Origin of the sequence: Aeoliella mucimassa, from assembly GCF_007748035.1 — a bacterium.
GTDB lineage: Bacteria > Planctomycetota > Planctomycetia > Pirellulales > Lacipirellulaceae > Aeoliella > Aeoliella mucimassa.
The window spans coordinates 298,938-322,880 of record NZ_CP036278.1 but is presented as its reverse complement, the minus strand read 5'-3'; the positions used below and the strand labels follow the sequence as shown (position 1 = coordinate 322,880).

Annotated in this window: 21 protein-coding genes; 5 read left to right on the top strand and 16 right to left on the bottom strand. The window is 58.4% G+C overall.

The window, feature by feature from the left end:
- Positions 1-106 precede the first annotated feature (106 nt).
- The 4 genes from Pan181_RS01255 to Pan181_RS01240 all read right to left on the bottom strand — a co-directional run bounded on the left by Pan181_RS01255 (position 107) and on the right by Pan181_RS01240 (position 6,639).
- On the bottom strand, positions 107-1,108 hold the full coding sequence (locus tag Pan181_RS01255) for a hypothetical protein (protein ID WP_145245112.1): 1,002 nt from the start codon (positions 1,106-1,108) through the stop codon (positions 107-109).
- Between the two features lie 30 nt (positions 1,109-1,138).
- Positions 1,139-1,273, bottom strand: a complete 135-nt coding sequence (locus Pan181_RS26740; RefSeq protein ID WP_145245111.1) for a PIN domain-containing protein — start codon at positions 1,271-1,273, stop codon at positions 1,139-1,141.
- 186 nt (positions 1,274-1,459) lie between these two features.
- Complete coding sequence (locus tag Pan181_RS01245) at positions 1,460-6,226, bottom strand: M56 family metallopeptidase (RefSeq protein WP_145245110.1); 4,767 nt, start codon at positions 6,224-6,226, stop codon at positions 1,460-1,462.
- Positions 6,226-6,639, bottom strand: coding sequence for a BlaI/MecI/CopY family transcriptional regulator (locus Pan181_RS01240; RefSeq protein WP_145245109.1), 414 nt, complete (start codon positions 6,637-6,639; stop codon positions 6,226-6,228). The genes Pan181_RS01245 and Pan181_RS01240 overlap by 1 nt, the downstream gene beginning before the upstream one ends.
- A 416-nt stretch (positions 6,640-7,055) precedes the next feature.
- On the opposite strand from Pan181_RS01240, the gene Pan181_RS01235 reads away from it, so the two are divergent.
- The 3 genes from Pan181_RS01235 (at position 7,056) to Pan181_RS01225 (ending at position 9,751) form a co-directional block, all read left to right on the top strand.
- A complete protein-coding gene (locus Pan181_RS01235) occupies positions 7,056-8,144 on the top strand; it encodes a DUF3500 domain-containing protein (RefSeq protein ID WP_145245108.1) in 1,089 nt (362 codons plus the stop codon).
- Positions 8,144-8,836, top strand: coding sequence for a hypothetical protein (locus Pan181_RS01230; RefSeq protein WP_145245107.1), 693 nt, complete (start codon positions 8,144-8,146; stop codon positions 8,834-8,836). Before Pan181_RS01235 ends, Pan181_RS01230 begins: the two co-directional genes overlap by 1 nt.
- Before the next feature lie 201 nt (positions 8,837-9,037).
- Positions 9,038-9,751, top strand: a complete 714-nt coding sequence (locus Pan181_RS01225; RefSeq protein ID WP_145245106.1) for an SDR family oxidoreductase — start codon at positions 9,038-9,040, stop codon at positions 9,749-9,751.
- Here Pan181_RS01225 and Pan181_RS01220 read toward each other — a convergent pair.
- The 4 genes from Pan181_RS01220 to Pan181_RS01205 all read right to left on the bottom strand — a co-directional run bounded on the left by Pan181_RS01220 (position 9,708) and on the right by Pan181_RS01205 (position 15,444).
- The gene (locus Pan181_RS01220; RefSeq protein WP_197528778.1) at positions 9,708-11,066 is read right to left on the bottom strand and encodes an outer membrane protein assembly factor BamB family protein; all 1,359 of its coding nucleotides are present in this window, start codon (positions 11,064-11,066) and stop codon (positions 9,708-9,710) included. The genes Pan181_RS01225 and Pan181_RS01220 overlap by 44 nt on opposite strands.
- A gap of 193 nt (positions 11,067-11,259) precedes the next feature.
- Positions 11,260-12,036, bottom strand: coding sequence for a hypothetical protein (locus Pan181_RS01215; RefSeq protein WP_145245104.1), 777 nt, complete (start codon positions 12,034-12,036; stop codon positions 11,260-11,262).
- A 1,012-nt stretch (positions 12,037-13,048) separates the two neighbouring features.
- Positions 13,049-13,990: an IS5 family transposase gene (locus Pan181_RS01210; protein ID WP_145244898.1), complete on the bottom strand. Its 942-nt coding sequence runs from the start codon at positions 13,988-13,990 to the stop codon at positions 13,049-13,051.
- Positions 13,991-14,532: 542 nt separating this feature from the next.
- Positions 14,533-15,444, bottom strand: coding sequence for a hypothetical protein (locus Pan181_RS01205; protein WP_145245103.1), 912 nt, complete (start codon positions 15,442-15,444; stop codon positions 14,533-14,535).
- Positions 15,445-15,939: 495 nt separating this feature from the next.
- Between Pan181_RS01205 and Pan181_RS01200 the strand changes: the two genes are divergently transcribed.
- A complete protein-coding gene (locus tag Pan181_RS01200; RefSeq protein WP_145245102.1) occupies positions 15,940-16,596 on the top strand; it encodes a hypothetical protein in 657 nt (218 codons plus the stop codon).
- 56 nt (positions 16,597-16,652) lie between these two features.
- Complete coding sequence (locus Pan181_RS01195) at positions 16,653-17,447, top strand: IS5 family transposase (protein ID WP_145245101.1); 795 nt, start codon at positions 16,653-16,655, stop codon at positions 17,445-17,447.
- Positions 17,448-17,498: 51 nt separating this feature from the next.
- Here Pan181_RS01195 and Pan181_RS01190 read toward each other — a convergent pair whose 3' ends face one another.
- The 8 genes from Pan181_RS01190 to Pan181_RS01155 form a co-directional block, all read right to left on the bottom strand.
- Positions 17,499-18,263 carry a hypothetical protein gene (locus Pan181_RS01190; RefSeq protein ID WP_145245100.1) on the bottom strand — a complete coding sequence of 255 codons (765 nt, stop codon included), beginning with the start codon at positions 18,261-18,263 and terminating at the stop codon, positions 17,499-17,501.
- A gap of 243 nt (positions 18,264-18,506) precedes the next feature.
- Positions 18,507-18,854 carry a DUF5615 family PIN-like protein gene (locus tag Pan181_RS01185; protein ID WP_145245099.1) on the bottom strand — a complete coding sequence of 116 codons (348 nt, stop codon included), beginning with the start codon at positions 18,852-18,854 and terminating at the stop codon, positions 18,507-18,509.
- Positions 18,855-18,856: 2 nt separating this feature from the next.
- Positions 18,857-19,129 (bottom strand): DUF433 domain-containing protein, encoded by a 273-nt coding sequence (locus Pan181_RS01180; RefSeq protein WP_145245098.1) that lies wholly within the window; start codon positions 19,127-19,129, stop codon positions 18,857-18,859.
- Positions 19,130-19,144: 15 nt separating this feature from the next.
- Positions 19,145-20,032, bottom strand: coding sequence for an acetyl-CoA carboxylase, carboxyltransferase subunit beta (accD, locus tag Pan181_RS01175; RefSeq protein ID WP_145245097.1), 888 nt, complete (start codon positions 20,030-20,032; stop codon positions 19,145-19,147).
- 168 nt (positions 20,033-20,200) lie between these two features.
- Positions 20,201-20,791, bottom strand: a complete 591-nt coding sequence (locus tag Pan181_RS01170; protein ID WP_145245096.1) for a histidine phosphatase family protein — start codon at positions 20,789-20,791, stop codon at positions 20,201-20,203.
- Between the two features lie 63 nt (positions 20,792-20,854).
- Complete coding sequence (gene rpe, locus Pan181_RS01165; RefSeq protein WP_231943718.1) at positions 20,855-21,679, bottom strand: ribulose-phosphate 3-epimerase; 825 nt, start codon at positions 21,677-21,679, stop codon at positions 20,855-20,857.
- A gap of 270 nt (positions 21,680-21,949) precedes the next feature.
- Positions 21,950-22,609, bottom strand: coding sequence for an SMC-Scp complex subunit ScpB (gene scpB / locus Pan181_RS01160; protein ID WP_197528776.1), 660 nt, complete (start codon positions 22,607-22,609; stop codon positions 21,950-21,952).
- Positions 22,610-22,685: 76 nt separating this feature from the next.
- Positions 22,686-23,882, bottom strand: coding sequence for a DUF1559 family PulG-like putative transporter (locus Pan181_RS01155; RefSeq protein WP_145245093.1), 1,197 nt, complete (start codon positions 23,880-23,882; stop codon positions 22,686-22,688).
- Positions 23,883-23,943 lie beyond the last annotated feature (61 nt).

Here is a 23,943-nt window from a genome sequence, read left to right as displayed (position 1 = left end):
GTCAGCCCCCAACTCTCGATGAACGTGGATGTGCCACTTACAGTAGCAGTAAAGGCCACTCGCAGCAGAGCGTCAAGGAGTAACGTCCTCTCGACCGATCGCAAAGCTAGCGATTCCGCCAGAGAATCGCGTCGTCGATGCCTAGCTCCTGCTGCTTTTTCGCGATGTCGGCCTTAAAGCGTTTGGCGTCGAGCGGGTAGCCGGCGGTCGGCTTGAGCGTCGGCAGGTGGGACTGCCAGTACTGGTTGAAGGCCTCCATCGACAGCTCGCGCAAGTACTTGGCCACCATCGAGGCGAGCGCCGTCTCGAGCCGGGCTTCGCCTTTGGTGCGAAACTCGATTCGTAGTTCCGCGGCCGAACTGGTGAGCAGGTAGGCGCTTCGCGGGCGGCTTTCCACGATCACCCGCAGTGCGTACTCGGGAAAGAACTCCGTGAGCAAACCCGCGTAGTTATTGCGTCCGCCATGCTTGTCGCAGGTCACCTGAATCACCGTGGGCGTCGACTCGCTGGTCGGCAACGTGTCGATCGCATCGCGAAGCAAGCCGAGCGACCACCGCGACAGCGCCAGCCCTTTGCTCGCGTACTCTTCGCAAGCTGCATTGAACTCGCGGGCGTGCACCATCACCGCTCGCATTTCGCAGAGCGTTGCCGCACTGCACTCGGCGATCGAGTCGGCGGCTGCCTGCAGGTCGCTCGCTGCTACCGCGGCCGGAACCGCTGGGTGATACACAGGGTCCATCCAAGGCAACTCGGCCTGCTGCTGAGTGCGGTCGGCGTGCAAATGGTCGACCAACTTCTTCCACTGATCGATTGAGTCGGCTCCCGAGGCAGCCAGCATGGCCAGCACCCCCCGCTCGAGATCCCTCAGCCCCCCTTTGGGCTTGTAGAGCAGTTTCGAGTCGGCAATCGCAACCCGCCGACCGTCGGGCTTGCCGCAGACCATCGGCGTGAGCAACTCGAACAGGTCGATCTCCTCCGGCGATGCCGTGGAACGCGCGCCATTGGTCGCATTGGTATTGTCGGGAACTTGCCATAGCGACAAGCCAATACAAAGCGGCCCGAGATTCGGTCCGTACCCAGCTTCGTCGATTCCAATCACGCAAGTCATGCGTGGAATTGTATCCTGCACACCGGCAGGTCAAAAGGGATTCACCAGTTCCAGCGATTCAATGCGCCGCGGGGCACCGATGTCCTCCGTGTAGCGTGTCGTGACACCCGCTTCCAAGCAGGCGGTTGAGCAAACAATCAGCACATTTGTATCAACGGCGTTCATGCAACTCTTCCCGAGTCAGCTTGTCACTGCCACTGTTAATGTAGAGTTTTGTCGAACGCAGCCATGGCTTGATTAGGGGGATTTGTTCTGCGGAACGTGGCGTTGACGATCATCGTAGGCTCACGATTGGAACAAAGTAACTCGGCCGGGAGGACACACGTTCTATTATCCCCCATCGTTCGGCGATTAGAACGCTCCGCCGCCCCCCATGTCGATACCACCACCGAATCCGCCGCCACCAAGTCCGCCGCCCATCCTACTACTAGGATGAAGCAATTTACTGGCTTCGACTCTCAACTCCTTCCGCAGCAATTCGAACTTCTCGTTGTTCCACTCTTCGTTATCCGAAAGCACTCCGCTACCTTCAAGCAGGTTCGTTCCCCAAGTTCCGGGTACTTTATTTGGCTCCACGTCGGTCCCCATTTTCAGGTCTCCTAGAGCTCCAAAGGCCGAGCAGAGTGCCGCGCGGCTGGCTGTTTGTAGCGATGGCTGATCGTCCGCTGCGAGCCATGGCTTGAGATCATCGACTACTGGTGCGGATCTCGTTTCCATCGCGGCCAGCGCCCGGATGGCTGCCAATCGAATCTCGGGCATCTGCTGTTCCGACTTGATGGTATAGAGTTCCACGCCTTGCCATTGATGACTCGTGCGCGGTTCGCGTATCACCTCGGCGATCAGCTTAACAATTGGCTTTAGCTGTTCTTCGTCCCCTTTATTCAGCGAGGTACGAGCCGCCTGGCGGACTTCGAGGCTTGGATGGAACAAGCAAGACACCATCAGCGGTTCGACCCGCACCAAATTCTGCCCCCAGTTATTCATGCCATGCATTTGCATGTACGCGTAATACGTTAGCAGTCGTAGAGCGTTGATCACCACTTCGTCGTCATCGCTCTTCAGATGGGTGCGGATCGCTTCGAGCGTGCGCTCGTTCTCCAATTTGTGATCAGCGTTTACCAGGTGCTGCAAAGCTTCCATCTGTAAACGCTTGTCGTCTCCGCCGATATAGCTAGCCACCAAATCGAGCGTCGCTGGACTCTTCGAGGCGGTCGAACACATCACGATGCGCGTCAGGTCGATATGTTGCTCGGGATTCTCACGATACCACTCGAGAATCACTGGCATCGCGACATCGATGGAAATCGGATTCGAGTCGTTCTGATCGACAAACGACCAGACGATCGAGCTGACTAGCTGTTGTTGAGCCGAGGCATTGCCGGATCCGCCATACCAAGTGTTAAACGAGTACTCCTCGGCCACTTCGAGGATGGTCTCGGTCGCTTCCTTGCCTTTCCCCGCCCGGCCGAACGCCCGCAGGGCTTTGATCGCCTCGGTGCGATTCTCGGTCTTCAGCTCGTTCTTCCACTGGTCGCGCCAATCGTCGAAAGTGCGTCCATCGTACAATAGCTTCGGTCCAGAAGGAGTTGGATCGACGATCTCGTCATTCGGGTCGATGTTAGCGGACGTATTCTCAGAGGGATCGTGAAAGGTCGTCGGAGCGTCTACTGCGTCGGCGGCTTGTTCCTCCTGCTCGGCTTTCTCTTTGAGCCGCATTTGCTCCTCGCGCCAGGCCTTGTCGTCGTAGCTGAGACGCCCGGTGATGAGCTTCCACTCGACGATAGGTTCGGCAGTTTTTTCGACTTCGAAGGGAGCATCCTCTTCCATCCCCATCCCCCCCATGATCCCGCCTTCTCGACTACCTTCTCGACTACCACCGAAACCACGACCGAAACCGCCATCCCCACCGGGCAAGTCGGCTGGTTCGATCACCTGCTTCCGCAGCACAAAGAACTTTAGCGGGTTGAACTCAGCCAAGTCGTCTCGGCGAAGCACCTCTCCCAACTGATCCAGGCTTGCTGTCGTCCAGACGTGCAGGCCGACGAGGATATCGCCCTGCTGCAACACCACAATCCGCCCCCGCCCAGTTACCACGTAATTGTAGGTGTCGATCGAAACACCTCCTGCGAACCCCTTCTCCTTGGCAACTTGCAATTGTTCTTCCGAAAGTGAGGAGACTTCGACGTTAAACAGGTTGTACGCCAAGTCGGCAATCCGTTGATCCTCCATCGACAGGAAGGGCGACTTGGTTTCGGCCGGCGGGGCGGAAATCGCTGGCTTGGTGACCACGATCGACGCCTTGCCATGGCTGCGAGTGAGTTTTACCTGGTGCCCCGCCCGCTCGTGGGCCGCAATCAGAGGAGCAATTTCGCTCATCGGGGTGTCGGCGGTGAAATGGTAAGTTTTGATGACACCGGTAAAGTCGATGTCGGCCTGCAGCGGCTTCGCGGTGTCCTCGGTGTGCTCCGTGCCCTCGATGGTGGCCATATCCACCGCATGTTCAGCGACTTCGTTCTCTGGCTTGGTAACCACCACTAGCATCTCGTTGCCCGCGTTGGTCATCTTCACCTGATGCCCCGCCTGCTGGTGGGCAGCGAGCACTGGTGCCACCTTGCTGAACGGAGTGTCGGCGGTGAAGTGATAGGTCTTACTGGTCCCCGTGAAGCTCGGGTCGGGCGTCGGTGCATTGTCGGCTGGTGCTTCGTCGGCGGTTGCTTCCGAATCGGTTGCCGCAACCGACTGATTGTTCTCGGTCTGGACGAAATAGCTGTCGGCCACCGCGTGGAGAATCTGGTCCAATGCTTCCTCGCCATGCTCGCTGCTGGTGAGCTGGAAGCCGATGCTACCCGCTTCGTTGAATTCGACAACCAGGTTCTCCATGAGCCACCGCTCGTCCACACGGGGCGTATCGCTGTTGGTTTTACTTGGCTCCAACAACGTCAACATGGCTTGATCGAGCACACGATGACTCTTGGCGAGTTCCACCTGTGTCGCCTGCCAAATTGCTTTCACCTGCGAATTGGGGAAGATCACATGTTCCGCAGAATGATCAAACCAAAGCTCAGCGACGACCTTGGGGGAGGTTATGTTGTCCTCGGCAATTTGTCCCTCCACATCGGAATGACTTGCGTCCTCCTCCACTACCTTGCCTTCCGCGCCTAGGTACTCGGAGAGCAACCAGTGCGCGGCTGCGGGGCAAGTGACTCGAAGTACGTCGTCGCCTTGCCAGCTCCAATCGCAATCGACTTGCGGGCCGAAGGGATCCTTCTGCAATACTTCGAGCGACAGGGTTACGTCATGTTTAACCCGTTGATCGAAGTCCGCTCCTAACGCATAGTCGCGAGTAGCGACCGGATTGTCTTTGTCCCCATGAAACACCAAACGGCTCAGCATGATCTCGGCTTTGCCAAGCGAGATCGTAGCTTTCGGAGAGGCGCGGCGAGCCGACGACATGCGATGGGGAAGCACTTGGAACTTTCCGTCCTCTGTCGCAGCGATCTTCGCTGCATCGCCCTCCGCAACGAAGCTGATGATCTTCTGCAACAAAGCCTCGGCAGCGGGAGTCATTAACAGGTCAACCGCTTGATTGTCCTCAAGAGCCTCGGGTTGCTCATCTGTTGCGACGGATACATCCGGAGTTGGTTGCGACGGATCACTCGTTTCCGCTGCCTCGGCAGGCAGTTCCGGCTCACTCACCGTGTCTTCGGCCACACTCAACGGCAAGCCTTGCCACAACGCCAGCGCGACGACGCTCGCCAGGGTGAGGGCAACCAGGCTGAAGGTTCGCTTCGAGACTAACATCGGATCGTCCTCCAATTGCAGAATGCGACGCACGCGACGTGCGAGGGGATGTTTGGCCATGGCCACTGCGGCCGCGGGAACTCGTTGGCCAGCAGCCGTGCGGGCGACGTGAATCAGCAGGTCGGCGTAGGCCTCGGGCGTGCCAGTGTGGGCCACCACGATGGCATCGCAGCACTGCTCGCGATCGTGTCGCAATGCGCGGCTCACCATCCACACGACGGGGTGGAAGAACAACGCCGCTTCGACGAATCGCTGTACCAAGTTCACCAGATTATCGCACCGACGCACGTGGGCCAGTTCGTGCAGCAATGCCATTTCCACTTCCTCGGGCGACCACCCGTTAATCGCCGCGGTCGGTAGCAACACCAGCGGGCGCACGATGCCGACCAGCACTGGCTGCACCACCCGATCGCTCACGGCCACCGACACCCGTTGACCGATTTTGAGCGCAGCTTGCAGCCGATCGGCCGCTTCGCGCACCGGGCCCACGGTGAGCATCTCCGCACGTTGACGCAAGCGGTCGCCGCCGACCAAGCCGGTCGCCAGCAGCACGAACATGACCGGCGTGCCGATCACCCACAGCCAAGGCAGGTAGTGGGTCGCGGCAGTAAACGCCTGCGCCCATGGGTTCGACGCCATGGCTAGTTGTGCTGTCGAACCAGTGGCTGGTTGCGATGTCGGTTCAGCAGTCGCGGATGCAATCGGTTGCCAATCGGTCGATTGCGGTGCGTTTTCCGGAACCGACGCTGCCCAATCGGCGGGCGTTTCGCTACCGACTACCGCGGTGCGTTCGATCCGGGGAGCATTCGCCGGCGGCATTTGCTCCTCGTAGGGCACTTCGATCGGATTGTACTTGAGGTCGATGACCTCTGGCTCGCTTGGCGCAGGTTCACTCGGATGGAACTCTGCCGATTGAGTTTCTTCCCATGGCAGTTGCGTGGTAGCGTTGCCCCACGACTCGGGCGCGGGGGGATCGAACGCCTCTGCAGTCTGCCACTCCGCGACCATCTCCGCTGGTTCTGACAGTCGCTCTGCTGGCAGCGCGTCGACCGGTGCGTCGGTTAGCGCGACGACCGACTCAATCGGTTGCCCATGACTGAGTTGCCAATCGTCTTGTTGCCACAGCCAGGCGGCGATCATCGCCGGCGCGAGCGCCAGGGCGGCGAAGGCCAGCAGCGTCGTCAGATAACGCACGTTGGCCGCGCTACCACGCAGCAGCAACCGCATCGCAAAAATCAACACGCCCGCAACGGTGCCGACCCACAGAAAGTGCAGCATCGTCTCGCCAGCGAGTTGCCACCCATGTAGCTGATTCATCACTTACCCCCTTTGACCTTCTTCTGTCCGCTACGCCGTTTCGCATCGACTAATTCTTCGAGCTCGGCGAGTTCCTGTTCCGAGAAACGTTGCGTCTCCACCAAGTGAGCGACCAGCCGACTGGCGGAGCCTTCGAACACTCCATCCACTAGCTTGCCAAGCAGCGAGCCGGCGGTTTTTTCCTGCGACACCGCGGCCGACCAGCGATAGGTCCGCCCGGTAGCTGCGTCGCGTTTCACCAGTTTTTTGTCGAGCATCACCTTGAGCATGGTCGCCACGGTGGTGGTCGCGACGTCGCGGTGCTCGCGGAGCCCGTCGCACACCTCTGCGAGGGTACAACTACTATTCGCCCACAAGATACGGAGTATTTGCAACTCGCCATCGGTGGGGTGTTTGCTCGCCGGCCGGGCCATGATGAATCGCCTCCATGGAAAAGAAATTGCCAACACCGCCAATTCTAAAGAATTAGAATACCGGGATCAAGCTTATTTTTTGCAATATGGTCCTTTTACTCGAACTAAGCTCCCCTGCCCCGCTTTGCGATTGGGACGACGAGCGGGACGGGATGGCGAATCCAGCCGCTACGACGCGATTCCACCGCCCTGAAGCGGAATCTAGCTTTTTGCTCGCAACCCAAAGTTTTGCGTGCCATCCAGTACGCGATCGGTTACGATTGACGCCCAGCCCCCATGGATAAGTCCGGGGCGGAGTGGGAGTGGAACAGGCGAACGATGGCACTCCAGGTGCGCGCGTCCCGCGCGGGCAACCTGCGACTCGATTACGTGACCAGCTACCAACCTTGTTCACTTCGGAAGTAAAGCAATATCCCATGACGACGATCCACCGCGTGCTACTCACTAGCCTGCTCATCATGCCGATGTTTGGCATGAGCCCTGTTGCCAGCGGGCAAGAGTCGGCCGTGGCCGAGGCACCCGCTGCAACCGACAACAAAAGTACGACCGACGACAACGTCACGACGGCCGACATCAGCAAAGCGGCCAAGCAGTTTCTGGCGACGCTCGACGATTCGCTCCGCAGCAAGACGGTATTCGAGTTCGACGACAACGAGCAGCGGCAACGTTGGTCGAACCTGCCGGTCGGCATGTCGCCTCGCGCAGGCGTGCGACTCGGCGACTTGAACCCCGAGCAAACCAAGGCCGCCATGCAACTGCTCGAAGCGGTGCTCAGCGAGCATGGCTACGAGAAATCGCTGCAGATCGTGGAAGGAGACGAAGTGCTCCTCAAGAACTTTCAAGGCGACCCCGAAAATACGCGAGGCTACGGGCGCGACAACTACTTCTTCTCGATCCTCGGCGAGCCCTCTGCGACCAAGCCTTGGATGTTGCAGTTCGGCGGGCATCACCTCGCGCTCAATATCACCTTCGTCGGCGAGCAAAGCACGCTGGCCCCCAGCCACACCGGAGCGAACCCGGCTATCTACACGATCGAAGGCAAGACCATCCGCCCGCTCGGCCACGAACTCGTAAAGGCCTACGCGATGATGGAGTCGCTCGACGACTCGCAGCGCGAGCAGGCGGTACTCGACAGCAAACTCCAAAACCTGGTGCTCGGCCCAGGACGCGACGGCCAGATGATCGCGCCCGAGGGACTGAAGGGCAGCGAGCTGACCGAGAAACAGCAAGCGCTGTTGCTGGAACTCGCCAGCGAATGGACCGGCATCGTGAATCCCGCCCACGCGGCCGCCAAGAACGCGGAGCTGAAGGACAACATCAACGAAACATGGTTCGCCTGGAGTGGCCCGACCGCTACCGGCAGTTCGGCTTACTTCCGCATCCAGGGCCCAACCGTGTTTATCGAGTTCGCCCCGCAAGGCGAGGGCGAGGAGGGGCTCACCCACATCCACACCATCTATCGTGATCCCACCAACGAGTACGGCACCAAATGGTGGAAACGATAATGACTCTCCTGCATCGTATGGCGTTGATCGCACTCCTGTTGCCTGCAGCGTTTGCTTCGGTTGCCAACGCCCATCAGCTCGACGAGTGCGTGCAGTCCGCGCTGGTGGAAGTAGCACCCGGCGAGGTTTTGGTGTGGCTCAATCTGTCGCCAGGGGTCGAGGTCGCCGAGCAACTGATTGGTCTGATCGACCAGAACAGCGATGGCTCGCTGACCGAACAAGAGCTGCAACAGTACGCCGACCTGCTGCTGGCAGATCTCGACCTGGCGCTCGACTCCGAGTCGCTCCACTTGCGCGTCGACGACACGCGGTTGCCGGAGCTGGAGGAACTACAGTCGGGCTGGGGGGTCGTGCAGCTTAAGCTCTCCGCACCGCTCCCCAAGATGCCAGCGGGCGAGCACCTGTTGCGGTTCGAGAACCGCCACCTGCCGGCGGTCAGCGTCTACTTGTTCAACGCCGCGCAGCCGACGTCGTCGCAGGTGTCGATCGCCAAGCAAACCCGCAACGAGAATCAAAGTGAGGGGAAGATTCGCTTCGCGTACCATCCTGTGGTCGCCGACGAACCAACCACCGCGTTGCAACCGATTACCGTAGGCATCGTGATTGCTATCGCCCTGTCGGCCTGGTGTGTGGTTCGGCTGCGAAGCCTCGCCGGTCAGCCGACCACGGGGCTGGCGAAAAGCTCGACTTAGCCATCGCGTTCTCTGGCTACCTTCGGCCGCTAGCGATTCAGCAATCCGCAGACGCACGGCCCCGTTGCATACCAAGCCAGTGTACGATCCACGCGGTATAATCACCGGCAGGCGGGTGCGACTCGAATCTCTACAGCCATGGCATTGAAGTGCCAGCACCAACGCATGCCCCGCCGCGGTCAGGAAGGGAGTGCACGAGCGATGAACCAATCCCCCAGCAAGCGAACCGCTCTGATTACGGGCGCCAACCGAGGCATCGGCCTCGAGACTGCCAGGCAACTCGCCGAGCGTGGTTACCAGGTGATCATCGCCGCCCGCGATGCAACCTCGGCCGGCAAGGCCGTGACTGCCATTCAAGCGTCAGGTGGCGACGCCGAGTTCTTGCCGCTCGACGTCAGCCAGTCGGCGAGCATCGTTGCCGCGAGCCAGGCGCTCGGCGAGATAACCGATCGCTTGGACGTGCTGGTAAACAACGCTGGCATCTACCCCGACGAAGGTTGGAACCTGCTAACCCTGCCCCGCGAGCAACTCGCGGCCACGTTCGCAACCAACGCGTTCGGCCCCCTGGAACTCACGCAGGCGCTCCTCCCCTACCTGCGTCGCGCGAAGGGGGCGCGGGTGATCAACCTGTCGAGCAGCTATGGGCAACTCTCTGGCCTGTCGCCCGAGGTGCCGAGCTACTGCTTGTCGAAGTTCGCCCTCAACGGGCTGACGATCATGCTCGCCGACGCGCTCCGCGACGAGGGCATCGTCGTCAACGCGCTCTGCCCGGGATGGGTGCGGACCGACATGGGGGGCAGCAACGCGACCCTTTCGGTTGCCGAAGGGGCCGACACCGTGGTTTGGCTGGCCGACGAGGCCGATGCCGGGCTCAGCGGCAAGCTGTTTCGCAGCCGGCAAGAAATCCGCTGGTAATCGCTCCCCGCGCCCGTCGGCCATGGCGGTACCCCAGCAGCAATATCCCGCCAGCGACGGCCAGCGTTGCCACCGCTCGGGGCTCTGGCACCGCGACCCGCATCACGAACACGTCGGAGTGCCCAAAACTCTGGTCGGTCAGCCCTTCGAAGGTCGACCCGGTAATCCAGGCCGATTTCAGCTCTTGATTCACCGCCAGCGAAAAGGGAATGGTTCCGAGAGCCGCGCCCAACGTTCCGATCGGTCCCAAGGTGCCTTGGTCGTCGATCACCCCCAAGTACGGCAAGGTCTGGTACCCATCGGGCAGAGTGTGGGTCATCCGTCCGCCGAACAGCAGCCGACCGTCGCCCAGGTCGTCGATCACGTTGGCGAAGTCGGGCCCTGGTTGTTCGATGCGTTGCGACCACAACTCCTCTCCGCTGGCGTTGACCTTGAAGATCAGGCTATCGTCGTTCGACGAGAAGGTGCCGTCGCCAGTCGCCCCCACCACGTACAGGTTGCCCGCTTCATCCACGGCCGCCTGGGTAGGTTCGTCGGTACGGGGATCGTCGCGCTGCATCACCCAGGCAATATCGCCCTGAGCGTTGAAGCGGGCGACAAACGAGTCGCGCTCGCCGGCGATTGGCTGCGTGAGCGCCGCTTCGGTGTACCCGGTGATGTAAATCAGCTCGTCGCTCACGTACTCCACGGCCGAAGTTCGCAACACCCCGAAGCCTTGCCGAGGCACCGTTTGCGACCAAGCGAGATTGCCAGTCGACGACCATCGCGACAGAAACGCCTCGCCCCCTTGGTAGCCCGACAGGTACACGCTGCCATCGGGCGCGACCACCAGGTCCTCGGCACTGCTGATGAAGGTATCGCCCCCGAGTGGCTCGATCGAAGTCCACAGATGCTCGCCGGTTGCGGTGTACTTGGCGAGAAACACATCCTGCAAGTTCGGCGCGGGATCGTCGAACCGCCGTTTCACATGCCCCGCGATATACACGTTGCCTTCGGCATCGAAGTCGGTGGCAAACGACAACGTCGAACGGTCGGGCGAGTGCAGCACGTCCCACTGCTGCTCGCCAGCGGCGTCGTACATCGTGACATACGACTGGCGACTGGCATTGCCGTACGTGGGGGGCTGCGCCCGCGTGCTAACCATCACGCAGTTGCCCAGGTCGTCGACCGCCAGGCCCCACCCCTGATCGTTGCCAGGAGTGCCGAGCTGATGCACCCACTCGACCGGCCCGACCGGCGAAGCCTGCAGCCCCGCCGCACCGCCGACGAGCGAACCAATCACGAACAGCCGCAACCAACGATAGACGCCAAGCATGGAGCTACTCACGTTGTAGGAAGAGAAAAGTCGTGTGAAGAGTCGAGAAGCACAGCAGAGAAGAACCAGCGCGAGCGACAGCCCTCCCCTCCCGATGCCCTGGCCCGATTGTACCCCGGCGGTGGGAGGGTCGCAATGAAATATGGTGGGGGATGGGGGATGGCTCTTAAGCGCATCTCAGAGCAAACTAGAATTACTCGCGCACTGCGTAGGTACCGATCGCTGTTATTCCCTGATCGGAAATTTGCAAGATGTCGGTGGTTATTGGATATCCAGACTCATTGAACTCTCGGAGAACTGTTGCACCTAAAGAACCAAGAAGTCCCTTACAGTCATTGGGGACGACATAAACAAAGTCTCGGCAAGGAACAACCACATACACTGGCCATCCTAGCGATGGAGCAACAAGATCGCGAAACTTCTGAGACAACACTAGCGACGCCTTGAATGTGGACTCTTTTGTAGAGAGCATTCCAATTCGAAACCCATTTGCTTCTCGAACCTCGACCACCGTGTCTGCTACTATTGCTGCCATGTTCTCTTCCGCTTGCTCGATCACTTGTTCGCGTGTAACTCCCCACGATTCAAGATCGGAATCATTCACCCAAACCACTACCCCTTCATCAGGCGAGACGGTGACATAGACCTGGGTCAGCTTCTCATTAATCGATTCAGTCACGTGACCATCGAATCCCAATTCATAGTCGGATGGTTCAAGTGAGTATCTCACGCAAGCGCTTATTTCTTCCCAGGCACCACTTCTCAACTCATGGCCCCTTAAACAGTTATCTAAGAAACAGCTGACAGCTTCTTCATCTCCATCTCGCAAGTAGTTTCGTCGTATGTTATCAAGGCAGATGGTGAGTTTCTCCCCCGACACCAGCACCTCATAGAGGTCATCTTGAGTCTTGGTATACTTCAACCCTCGTTTATCGAGCTCAAAAAGGAAAACATCGTCGGCGGTGTTCATGACTACTTACGCTTGTGAGAAATAAGGCACCTAGTTTCGACACCGGCAATCATCAGTGATGGACATGTCGGTGGAAGAATCTAACAGTTTAAGGTACGTCGTAGCCTTTTGCGATGTGGCAGGAGAAAGACGGCACTGAATCGATCGCTGGGCTGGGTATATTGCAAAACTCTTTCCAGGGTAGCGATTCGGATCGCGAAACTCGCCGGAGCGCAACCCTTCGCTGCGGGACAATTCCGTTTCAGGGTATGAGGGCTGAGTGGGGCAAGCCTATTTGTGAGCGTTTTCGCCACACTCATGTCTTCACCCTCTCGCTTGCGGGAGGGTCGGACTATCAGGTCCGGGGAGGGTCGGACGGTTTGCAGGTGGTTTGTTTCCTCATATCCACTTGGCATGCAGCTGCCCCTTCGGGGCGTTTGCCGGATAACCTCTTTGGCTCCACCTGATAGACGAGGGTAGCCGGACTTCCTTATCGTCTTTTCCATGATCGGGGCCAGATCCGAGGCTGGCGCGAGCCATCGTTGCACGATTCTCCGAATCGTTGAAAGTGGAGCGAGACATCGCCTGGTAGGCCATACGAATTGCCAGGCCGCTGCGTCCCACGAACCACTCGGAGATTGGTGCTACTTTCCCCGACGCCTTCGGCGGCGGGCTAAACGATTTTTCTGATCTCACCAGTTTATGCTGGGAATTGGCCACCAGTGGTGTTCTAATGGATAGGTAGTGAAGGCTGTCGGCTATCAGCTTTCGGCTGTTGGCTTTTTAGTGATTGGAGGTGATGGAAATGTGATGCTAGCTGTGAACTCGAACTTCTAGCGGCACGCAGGCGAATGGCTGCCGGCGTGGGTGTTCGCTGCTGCGCGGGTGGTAAAGCGGGTGATGGGGCTGCGTCGCTGGAAGCTCCTGGACCCATCCTACGCGGCGATTGTTGGGAACACGTTTGAATTGGCAGGCTAGTTCTTTCGGTCGCCGGAAGCTCCCTCAAGATGACATTCCCCAATGGCCTTGTTGACTAACTCCACTCGAACTGTGGAAGCCCGAGTTGGGTGAATTGATTGATGATTTTACAGCGCAAGCGGGCTTCCGTTTGTTGGTTTTCGAATACTCGGTTTTTGAGATGGCTCCCAAAGCTTTGTTTCACTCGGTACATGGTCGTTTCCGCCAAGCTTCTACGATGATAGCCCACTTCCTCTTTCCAACTCCTACGCCCCTTGCGTCGAATCTGACGAATTGCCTCGTCCCGGGGCAAAGGCTCCTCCGCAGAGTTGCCATGTTGTTTGATCTTGGCGTTGTGCTGCGGCGGAATCACCGGCTCAATGCCTTCGGATTCCAGCCCTTCATAAACCTTCCACTTGTCGTAACTACCGTCGCCGTGAAACTTTTTTACGGGCTGCTCCACCTGCTCCAGCATTTCGGGAACCGCATCGGCATCGTGGCAACTGTTCTCGGTCAAAATCTCCGCCACAATCTCGCGGGTGTCAGGATTCACCGACAAATGCAGCTTCCGCCATGTCCGCCGCTTCGACTTGCCATGCGTCCGCATCTTCCATTCGCCCTCGCCAAACACTTTCATGCCGGTGCTATCCACCACGATATCGATGTCGCCCCTCTTGTTAGCGATATCGAGCGAAACATTCAGCTTGCTGGCTCGCTTGGCGAGCGAAGAATAATTGGGAATCGCTGCCTCGACGCCCAACATCGCCACCAGCGAGCGGCCGAATCCCTCAGTCTGCCGATAGGGAAGTTTCAGCAGTTCGCGAATCGTCAGCAAGCACTCGATCGCCGTATCGCTGAAGACAAAAGGGCGACCGACTTTTGTCTGGTCGTTAGGATGTTCCCAGTTCTCCAACGCCTCGTCGCTAAACCAAATAGTGATGTTTCCACGCTCGATGAGCGACTTGTTATACTCCTTCCAGTTCGTGACTTTGTAGGTTCGTTTTTCTTTCGTAGCCATGTTCGATCTCCGTAAAAAAGGTACGTGGTTCCATTCCACGTTAGTTTTTACGGAGGTTTGTGACTAATTGTTCAACAAGGCCTTCCCCAATCCCCATTCCGCAATCCGGAATCCGAACTTCCCTGAGCCCTGACCCCCGAATCCTGTATCCTGAATCCTCCCCAAAATAGTTTCCCACCCATGGGAATCTATTTTGGGCACTTTCCTGAGAGGCATTGATGTAAACACATACAGTTAAAGAACTTGCGATAAGTTCCCACTGCAAAAATAGATTCCCACTCGATGCGTTTTGGGAAATGGGAATCTATTCGCAGCCGAAAACCACTGGTTTTGCAGCGTGGGCGGAGATTCAATTTTCCCATCGGTGGGTAAATTGGGAATCTATTGCTGTGTCGTGGGAATCTATTTGCACAGCGGTGGGAATCTATTCGGTAGCGACTCCCCCAACGGAAAAAACCCCGCCCACACCATGAGAGTGTGGACGGGGTTGGCGAAGTGTTGCAGGTGGTTGCTCGCGGTGAGCGTCGCACGGTGCGGCGAGCTTAGTTGCCCATGGCCAGGCGATTGGTTTTGGGAGCCAGGCGGATGCCGGACTCGTTGACCACTTTGCCGGAAGCGTCGAGCACGATCAAGCGAGCGTCGGCAGCAGTCGTCAGCGGCAGCTCAGGGAGTTGGATCGCAACTTCGTTGGCATTCCACTCGGCGATCGCCACTGGCAGAGCCATCGGGCCAACCATCAGTTGAACCTGACCAGGGGTGCTGCCGAAGCTGCTTCCGTCGAGTACCAGGCTGCTACCAGCGTTGAAGGTCGGCAGCTTAGGCTGGGCGGGGCGAATGTTCATCGAAGGAGCAGGACCAGCTTGGGGAGCGATAGGACCTTGAGGTTGACCGTTGAACTGAGGGGCTTGAGGCTGGCCGTTGAACTGAGGTGCAGGAGCTTGTGGCTGACCAGCAAACGGTTGACCTTGGAATTGGGGCTGACCAGGTTGTGCCATGAAGGCCGGCATCGGTGGCATCGGAGCCGACGAAGCGACCACTTGGCCGTTGGCCGAGAACGTTGGAAGCTGGATCGGCTGACCAACGGTCAAAGGAGCCGAAGGTTGCATGTTGTTGTAGGTGACCACTTGGTTCCAGACATCGGTGCGGCCGTAAGCACGTTCGCACAAGGTGGCCCAGGTGTCGCCGGGGTGCACGTAAGTCATGCAGTAGTTCGGGTGGCAGCAAGGATGAGCCGGCTTTTCGACGATCACCTTCTTTTCGATAACGACTGGCTGGTGGACGACGACTGGTTGCTTGTAAACGCCGTGGTTGTGAGAGGAGATGTAACGATGGTGCAGGTTCGAGGCTCCTCCGTAGTACTTCTTTCCACCGCCGCAACCGGCGAAAGCCGAGCTAGCACTAGCGGAGGCGACAACAGCAACAAGAGCGAGGGTAGCGATGGTCGAGCGAGTCATGGGTTTTTCCTTTCAGGGCCGGAAGTTCCGGTTTCGAGTGGGGAGGCGAGCCAGCCAGGTCGGCTTGGCGTTGCCTGTTGTGGTTTGAACTACACCCTCTCATACGGGCCCCTGGGCTGTTGTTACGAACCAGGGGGATATTTCTGAAGAAACTTTTGGAACAGCAAAAACACCCTAAAAACAAAGGGGTCTTTCTCGATGCGCGACACCGCACCTAGCGAAAAGATTCGTGGAAGGCAGGCGGCCGACCGCCGGCGAGGGCCGAAAACGGGGCTGATCGGCTCTGCGTGCCAGACCTGGAAATATGGATTGGTCGAGCGAGGCCCGCGCTCCCCTAGCAGCCATACCTATTCTATGGCGCGGAAGTGCTCGCCTCGCCCGGCGGACGATTTTGCCTTTTTTGCGGCTTGTCGTGTTACAGCTTGGAGCGAGGGTCGTATGTGGGGGTGCCTCGCAACGTGTTAGACCAAGCCCTACGACTACAAAGGAATCGTCATGTTCAAGTCGACTCTGCAATTCGCGATTGTCTCGATGTTGTTCGCCAGCCCCGCGATGGCCCAGCTGTATGTCAACAAGTCGTACTACCCGGCGGAGTATCGCCATCATGGTCACCATGGGGTGATCATTGTGAACCAAGGTCCGGTCTATCCAGGTCCGGTGTCGCAGACCGATCGCTGGCGGTTCCAGCAGTCGATTCGCGAATACCACGAAGCGATAGCGGCTCAGAATCGTGCGGAAGTCAAACGCCGTGAGTTGGAGATCGCCCAGCTTCAGGTGCAGCGCAACACACTGCAGGAGAGCGTGGTCGCGCACCATGCCGAGCAGTTGCTCACCCGGCGACTCAATCGTCAGCAGCGCATCGACCACGAAGCCCGGGAACTCTGGCAGCAGATCCGATCGAGCTCCCCGAGTTGGCCAGTAGCGTTCGCCACCCCGTGGGCGATGGAGCGGCTCCACGTAATTGTCGACGCGGCGAAGAGTCGCGACAGCTACTCAACCAACAGCGGCACGGTCGAGATCGCCTTCGACGAACTACGCCAGGCGATTCGCACGCAGCAGCTGACCGAAGTTCGCGACGAACGGACCGACGCCCTCAAGACCCTCGCCCGGCTCGAACGCATCTTAGAACGTGTTTTGAAATTGCCTGATTAAAGAAAAACAGCTACGGCTCCCTCTTTTGGTTAGCAGCCTGAGGAAGGAGCCGTAGCATGAAAACGGAAAGGAAGTATGGCAGTGATGTCACCGATCGACAATGGCAATTGCTTCGTCAGTTGTTGCCAGCACGTTCGCAGTTCGGACGTCGTCCGATTGACCGCCGGCGGATCATCAACGCGATCTTGTACGTCGTCCGCACGGGCTGCCAGTGGCGGATGCTGCCTAAGGACTTTCCGAATTGGAGTACGGTTTACGGCATCTTCTGGCGTTGGAGAAATGATGGCACGTGGCAGAAGATTCATGATGCGTTGCGAGCCAAAACACGCAAAGCGGCAGGCAAGAAGTCGACACCCACGGTAGCGATCATCGACAGCCAATCGGTTCGCACGGCCGAAGGAGGTGAAGAAAGGGGCTACGATTCGGCCAAGAAAATCACGGGCCGCAAGCGTCATGTGGCGGTCGATACGCTCGGATTGTTGCTCGCGATAGTCGTTCATAGCGCGGATTGGCAGGACCAGGACGGAGCCGAATGGGTAATGGACAAGCTGGGCGAGCAATTCAAGCGAATCAAGATTGTGTTTGGCGACTTCGCGTACGGTCGATCAGGGTTGCCCGATTGGACCTGGGAAACGTTTGGTTGGATTCTACAAACGGTGCTCAGGCCAGTCGGCCTAAAAGGGTTTGTGGTATTGCCGAAGCGATGGATCGTGGAACGAACTTTCGCCTGGCTGGCCCGACATCGACGGAACAGCAAGGACTACGAAAAAACAACCGCCTCCAGCGAAGCCATCACCTACGTCGCCATGATCAGCCTCATGTCGAAAAGACTGGCCAGCGCGGAAAAGTGAATTTTAAAACACGTTCTTAGAGATGGACGACCAGGCGTTGTACGCGGTGCGTTAAGCGTCGCGCCGATGTTTGCTCCGCATCACCAGATGCAAGCAGCCCCAAACCAGAAAACAAACCATCGCCAGAAACACGATCAGCGCTGCGATGCCTTTCGGGTTCGAGAGCACCGACAGCATGGCGTAGCGAGTAGTATTCGATCGAACCACCGAGAGGTCGTCGAGGCGAACCGTCGACTCGGCCCCGTCGGCCCAAGAGATCGTCATGTAGGTCCAAGAAGGATCGTTGGGATCTATCGCCCAGTCATCAATATAGAGACCTTGATTTCCAAGGATTCGATCGCAAGCAAGTGCTGGCAAAGCTGCAACTGAGAAATCGCTTATCGATCCCACACACCCCGTAGCATCATGAATATAAATCGTAGGACAACCAATATCCGAGTAGGCACTCACTTGAATCACGCGATTACCATCAGGACTGACTTTCGCCAGAGAGACGAATTGGCTGAGCGTCCAGAGGGGAGTGGTCGACCCATCGTTGCGATAGACACCGCTCACAGAATAGGTCGCTTCGAGTCGCCGCATCTCGGCAACGGTGGCCATCCGTTCGGCTTCATCTTCCCAAGAACTGTTGTTTATGAATTCGATCTGCTCTTCCACAGAACTCGGCAATAGCGAGACGAGGATGTACTGGTCGTTTTCCGAAACCGTAGACCAAGACCACTCTTGCGACCAGGAGAGCCCAGCAACGCAGGGATTACCACAGATGGTCAGCGCGACCAACAACTCAGCGAATAGGAGCAAGAGAGAACGATTCATGCCATGATTGCCATCCGAATAGAGCCGAGTTGCAGGCCCCTGCAACATCGACCATTGCCCCGTCGCTACTGGTTCGAAAAGAGGAGCGTTGATTATTGCATGCGCACTACCCCAAGGCAACAAAATGAGAACTCAGGCAATCGGCCTACGACGCATCCCCCGTTCGCAAACTTTAACATTTCGGGGATCGATGGGGGCAATACCGTTTCCTTCAAACCCAACCAAAAATGAACTCCGACTCGTTCAAATATAGATCAGCTGATTTACCAACTCATCCGCCGTCATGGAATTCACCATCTTCAATAAACTCTCCGCTATCGCATACGGACTTCGCCGAATGGCTATCACAACTCCTGCGTGCTGCTTTCCGGTTCGGTACCAGGTATCGACTAGTTTTTCGAAGTCGACTCGATTGTGGGTAACCAGGACCGCGCGATTGTTCGCTGCGTATTCGAGCTGCTGTTGGTCACTGGAACCAACCAGTGAGGCCTCCGTGGTGGTCGTTACGTGGAACGCCCTTGCACGGATCAGTGTGCCAATTGTCACATCCACATCTTCGTCGAGATATAGTTTCGCAAACAACTGGCTCATAGCTATTGAGAGCGGTGGAGTTTTTCTGGCGGGATTTCGTTTTGCTCGATATACCGCTGGATTTCATCCTGATGATCACTGAAATAACTCAATGCATCAAACACCTGGGACAAGGTAAGATGAGGCAGCTTAGTCGGAATTTCTTCCGGTGCGGCGCCCATGCGCCAGATTTCGACGATTGCGCGAACCGAGGTTCTGGTGCCCTCGATAATTGGTTCGCCATTCAGAATCGCCGGATCGGTTGTCACATAGCGATGGCCGGTACGGGTCGACATGGTCGTCTGCTTCCCTTACTTGCCGCAGTAGTCGATCGAGCGGGCGATTTCGCTCTTCATGTCCGATCGCTTTACGATGCGGTCGATGTAGCCATGCTCGAGCAGGAACTCGCTCCGCTGGAACCCTTCAGGCAGCTCCAGGCGAATCGTGGCTTTGATGGTTCGCGGACCGGCGAAGCCGATCAGCGCTTTGGGCTCGGCGAATACCAGGTCGCCCAGCGAGGCAAAACTGGCTGCGACGCCACCCATGGTGGGGTCGGTCAGCACGCTGATGAACAGACCGCCGGCTTCGTCGTACCGCGCGAGGGCGGCCGAGACCTTGGCCATCTGCATGAGCGAGATGATGCCTTCGTGCATGCGGGCACCGCCGCCGGAACCGCTAACGATCACGAGCGGCAAGTTTTGCTCGGTTGCACGTTCCACAAGGCGGGTGAGGCGCTCGCCGACTACCGAACCCATGCTACCCATGATGAACGCCGAGTCGGTAACGCCAACTGCGACGCGACGGGCGCGAATCATGCCGGTGCCGGTGAGGGCGGCATCGCGGAGTCCGGTCCGCTTGCGCTCGTCGACCAGGCGTTCGACGTAGGCCTTCTTATCGAAGAACTCCAACGGGTCGGCCGCCAAGAGGTCGCCGTCCCACTCTTCGAAGGTTCCTTCGTCGAGCAAGGTGCGAATGCGATCGGTCGCGCTGAGATACATGTGGTACCCGCAGACCGGGCAGACATTCATGTTCTCCGCGACAGTCTTGCGGAATACGGTCTCGCCACAGTCGCGGCACCGCAGCCACAATCCGCTCGGCACCCCACGCTTGGGACGAGGTTTCTTGGGTCCGCCTTGCTCCCCAGTGTCTTGAGGATTGTCAGGCTGATCGTGGTTGGTTTTCAATTCGCCGGTTGCCATACGAAACAGTCGGAAAGTTGCGGAAAAAATCTACGTTCGCTGCTGCCATCCTACCAACTCCGGCCCGCAAGCGGGAGGCGGATTCGGCCGGGTAGGCGACGAAAGCGGGAAGGGGCAAGCAGTGGTTTCCAGGGGAAATCGGCCGGTTGCCGTGAAAACCTGCGCTTTCTACGGACCCCCGATTTCTACTTTGACCGGCTTATCCAGCGGGAAAATCTCCCAGCTGCCGGCCGCTTCGAACGATTGCCAAAGGTTGCCCAGGTCGGCCCCAGTCACCACATGGCGCACGATGCTAGCAAGCGGAGCGGGGGCCACCAGCAACGTGGTGGAGTCGGGTTTTACCTTCTTCGTGATTTTGGTCATCACCTCGGCGACGCGATCGGTGATCTTGGGAATCGTCTCCCCTTCGGGGGGGCAGACCGTCGCGGGTTGCTCCTGCCATTTGCGGAACACCTTCGGCTGCTTGAGCTTGACGTCTTCCACCAGCATCCCTTGCCAGAGGCCGTAGTTGATGTTGGTGAGCTTATCGAGCGGGCGCACCTTGAGCGACAGCGCGGCCGACAGGATTTCGCTGGTTTGCACCGATGCCTGGCCGGGCGACGTAAACAGGTTGGTCGCACCGAGCGGGGCCAGTTCCTGCGTAATCGCTTCAATCTGGTCGCGGCCTACCTTGCTCAGAGGAACATCAAGTGTTCCCTGGATACGACCTTGCTTGTCGTATTCGGTAATGCCGGTGTGAACGAGTACAAGTTGTTTCATAGGGAGCGCTTTCCATTCGCGTGGTTCGCCCAAGCTAGCGAGCGGCACGCGGTTGCTAAGCGTTTATCGAATGAGTTGTTCCAATTGCCTAAACCGTTTCTCGTAGTTCTCGCCGCTGGAGATCGCCGAACCGACAACCAGCAAATTCGCTCCCGCCTGGGCGCAGTCGGCAATGGTCTCGAGGTTTACTCCGCCGTCGACTTCCAACAATGCATCCACATCCTCACGTTCGTGCAACGTCCGCAATTTGTCGAGCGCGGTGCGATCGAACTTCTGCCCGCCAAATCCAGGCATGACGCTCATACACAAAATCAAATCGCAATCCGCAGCAACCTGATCGATCTTCTCGAGCGGTGTCGGTGGATTAATCGCGATGCCTGCCAGGGCGCCGAGTTCTCGGATTTCGGCAACCAGGTCGGCCAGCTCCTGTTGGTCGCGGCACACTTCCTCGTGCACGGTCAGTACGTCGGCTCCCGCTTCGCGAAACTGCTTGAGGTACCGCCCTGGGTTCTCCATCATCAGATGCACGTCGAGCGGCAAATCGGTCGATCGCCGCGCGGCTTCGACGATGGTCATGCCAAACGTGAAGTTCGGCACGAAGTGGCCATCCATCACATCCAGGTGCATCAGCTGCGCACCGGCCGCCTGGAGGTCGGCAATCTCTTGCCCCAATTTGGCGTAATCGCAGAGCAATATGGAGGGGGCAATCGCGGGTGCCGCCGACCGTAGCTGCGATTTGATCTGTTCGCGATGGTTGAGCGCAGTCACCAACAACAGGATCTCAGGTAGGAGGAAGGAACAAGCCAGGGCTGCGAAACGTCGATCGTCGGCCCACAAGCAAACCAAATGCTGGTTCGCGAAGGTCAGGCTTGTTTTGTCGCGACCCACACCGTGGGGTCCGAGCAAAGTCCGTTCAGTAAGGATGGTGCAAAAAGGAGCAACGCTTCCATGTTTGCTGCGTCGGCCACGCGCCGACATGCAAAACACGGATTTTACTCGCCACCCCCGGGGGCACGCTACCGCTAATTGGGCGGTTTTAGATGGTTCAAAATCTCGCAGAAAACCCGCACAAATGGCCGCAAACTCAAACACGACAATAACTTGCGACGAATACCCCCAACCAGGGGACGAGCTATCAAACTGGGGGAATCTCGCGGCTCAGGCCACTTCGAACTCGGCCGCCTGCGGTAACTGGTTGATATGGGTCAGCCCAAACACCTTGAGAAACTGCTCGGTCGTGCGATACAGCGGGCGTTTGGGGTTGTCGGCCGGGCGTTCCAAACGCAGCAGGCCCCGGCGGACCAGGCTGTTGGCAAGCGATTGGCTGTTCTGCCCGCGAAGTTCGTTGATGGCTGCTAGCTCGATCGGCTGGCGATACGCCACGACGCTCAACACTTCCATCGCTGTCGGCGTGAGCGTGGTTTGCTTGAGCTTGCCATGGAACTTATCCCGCACCCGCGAGTACTCCTCGCGGAGCACCATTTTGTATCCGCCGGCCGACTGCTCGATGGTCATCGCGCTCGAGTCGGCCAGGTACTCGGCATTCAACTCGTCGACCGCTGTGGCAACTTCCTCGGGCGTGATGTCGCGCATCGTGGCGGCTAGCGCAGCGGCCGACATCGGCTGGTTGTCGGGCCGGCCGACGAACAGCAAGGCCTCGGTAATGGTGCGGGTGTTGGTTGGGGTCTCGCGCGGCGCGGCGTCACTCTTAGCACCGCTCGCCGATGGCTTGCGGCCAAGCATGGCTGCAAACGCATTGGTGAGCCGCCTGATCGACAGCGGCGAGTCCTCGGATTTAGTAGTTTCACGGTCCGACATGCCGGGAATAGTAGTCGGGGCCGAGTTGCCTGGGCAAGGCCAAACACCGGTGCTAGCACCAGGCGATCGAGTACGGTTACCAGCGATCGCCCTCAGGAATCTCGCCATCATGGCGGTTGGCCATCTGGCGATACGCCCGCACGTCGATGTCTTCTCCAATGGTATCGACGGCTCCGTCGGCCAGGCCGAACACCACGACTCCCGAGTGCTGCCCCGCGAATCCTCCGACTCGCTTCGGTGCCTGAGGGTTGCCGCCGAGCAAGCTTCGGGCCAGGAAGCCGGGCGCGACTTCGCGTTCCATGTCGTCACTATCCTCTTGCAGCTGCTCCTGATCGACCTCCGGAGGCATCGCCCCTGCGTCCTTCTCCTCTTCCGAGAGTTCTTTGTTGGGTTTAGTCTCGTCGTCAGCTGCTTCGCCCGCATCCCCTTCGGTCCTATTCCCATCCTCGGCCGACTCGTCGCCGTCGAAATCTTCGTCGAACACGATCTCCCCTTCGACAAAGGTGTCGGCATCCCACTCTTCATCGGTTTCATCCAGGTCGGACTCGCCCCAGTAGTCCATGCCGTACCCACCCGAAGTAGCCCAGGGCAATTCGTCGGGTGTCGAGTACTCGCTCCAACTATTGGAACCACCGTTGATGGTGGTGTTGGGAGCAAAACCGGTGTTGCGAAGCGTTGCCGAGGTACCACTCAACCAGCCAAGGTCGTAATCGTCCGGCAGCTTTTCGCCGATCAAGAACGTGTAGCTGGCGCCGTCTTTGAGGTCTTCGAGATGAATCCGCCGATTCAAGACGAAGGCGCCGTTGTTGTCTTCGTCAATCGGTGCTTCACGATCGTGATGGCAACCCGCGTAGTTGGAAGCCGCCGAATCCATGCCGCCGTAGCTAGGACAGATCAGCAGCTCGATCGTTGTTTGCCGAACCGTGTCGTTGGCCTGGTGGTAAGCACTCAACTGCGGATCGAGGTGCGCCGCGCGGTTTTGCTCGCCGATGTACGGCAGCGTGCGGGCGAGCCAGCTGATGTGATGGCCGTCGGGCAGGTTGTTGATGGGGCCGGTCTTGTTGGTAGTGCCAACCGGCAAGTGATCGTACGCCAACTCGTAGTTGTGGATGCCGAGCACGATCTGCCGCACGTTGTTAATGCAACTGGTACGCCGCGCGGCTTCGCGGGCCGCTTGAATGGCTGGCAACAACAGCGCGACCAGAATGCCGATGATGGCGATTACCACCAGCAGTTCGACCAACGTAAAAGCGGAGCGACGTTTCGCGTACATGGTTGGATATCCTCAATCGTTCAAACGGTTTTGGTAAGTGTTGGCTTTAGTGGTTTGGCGA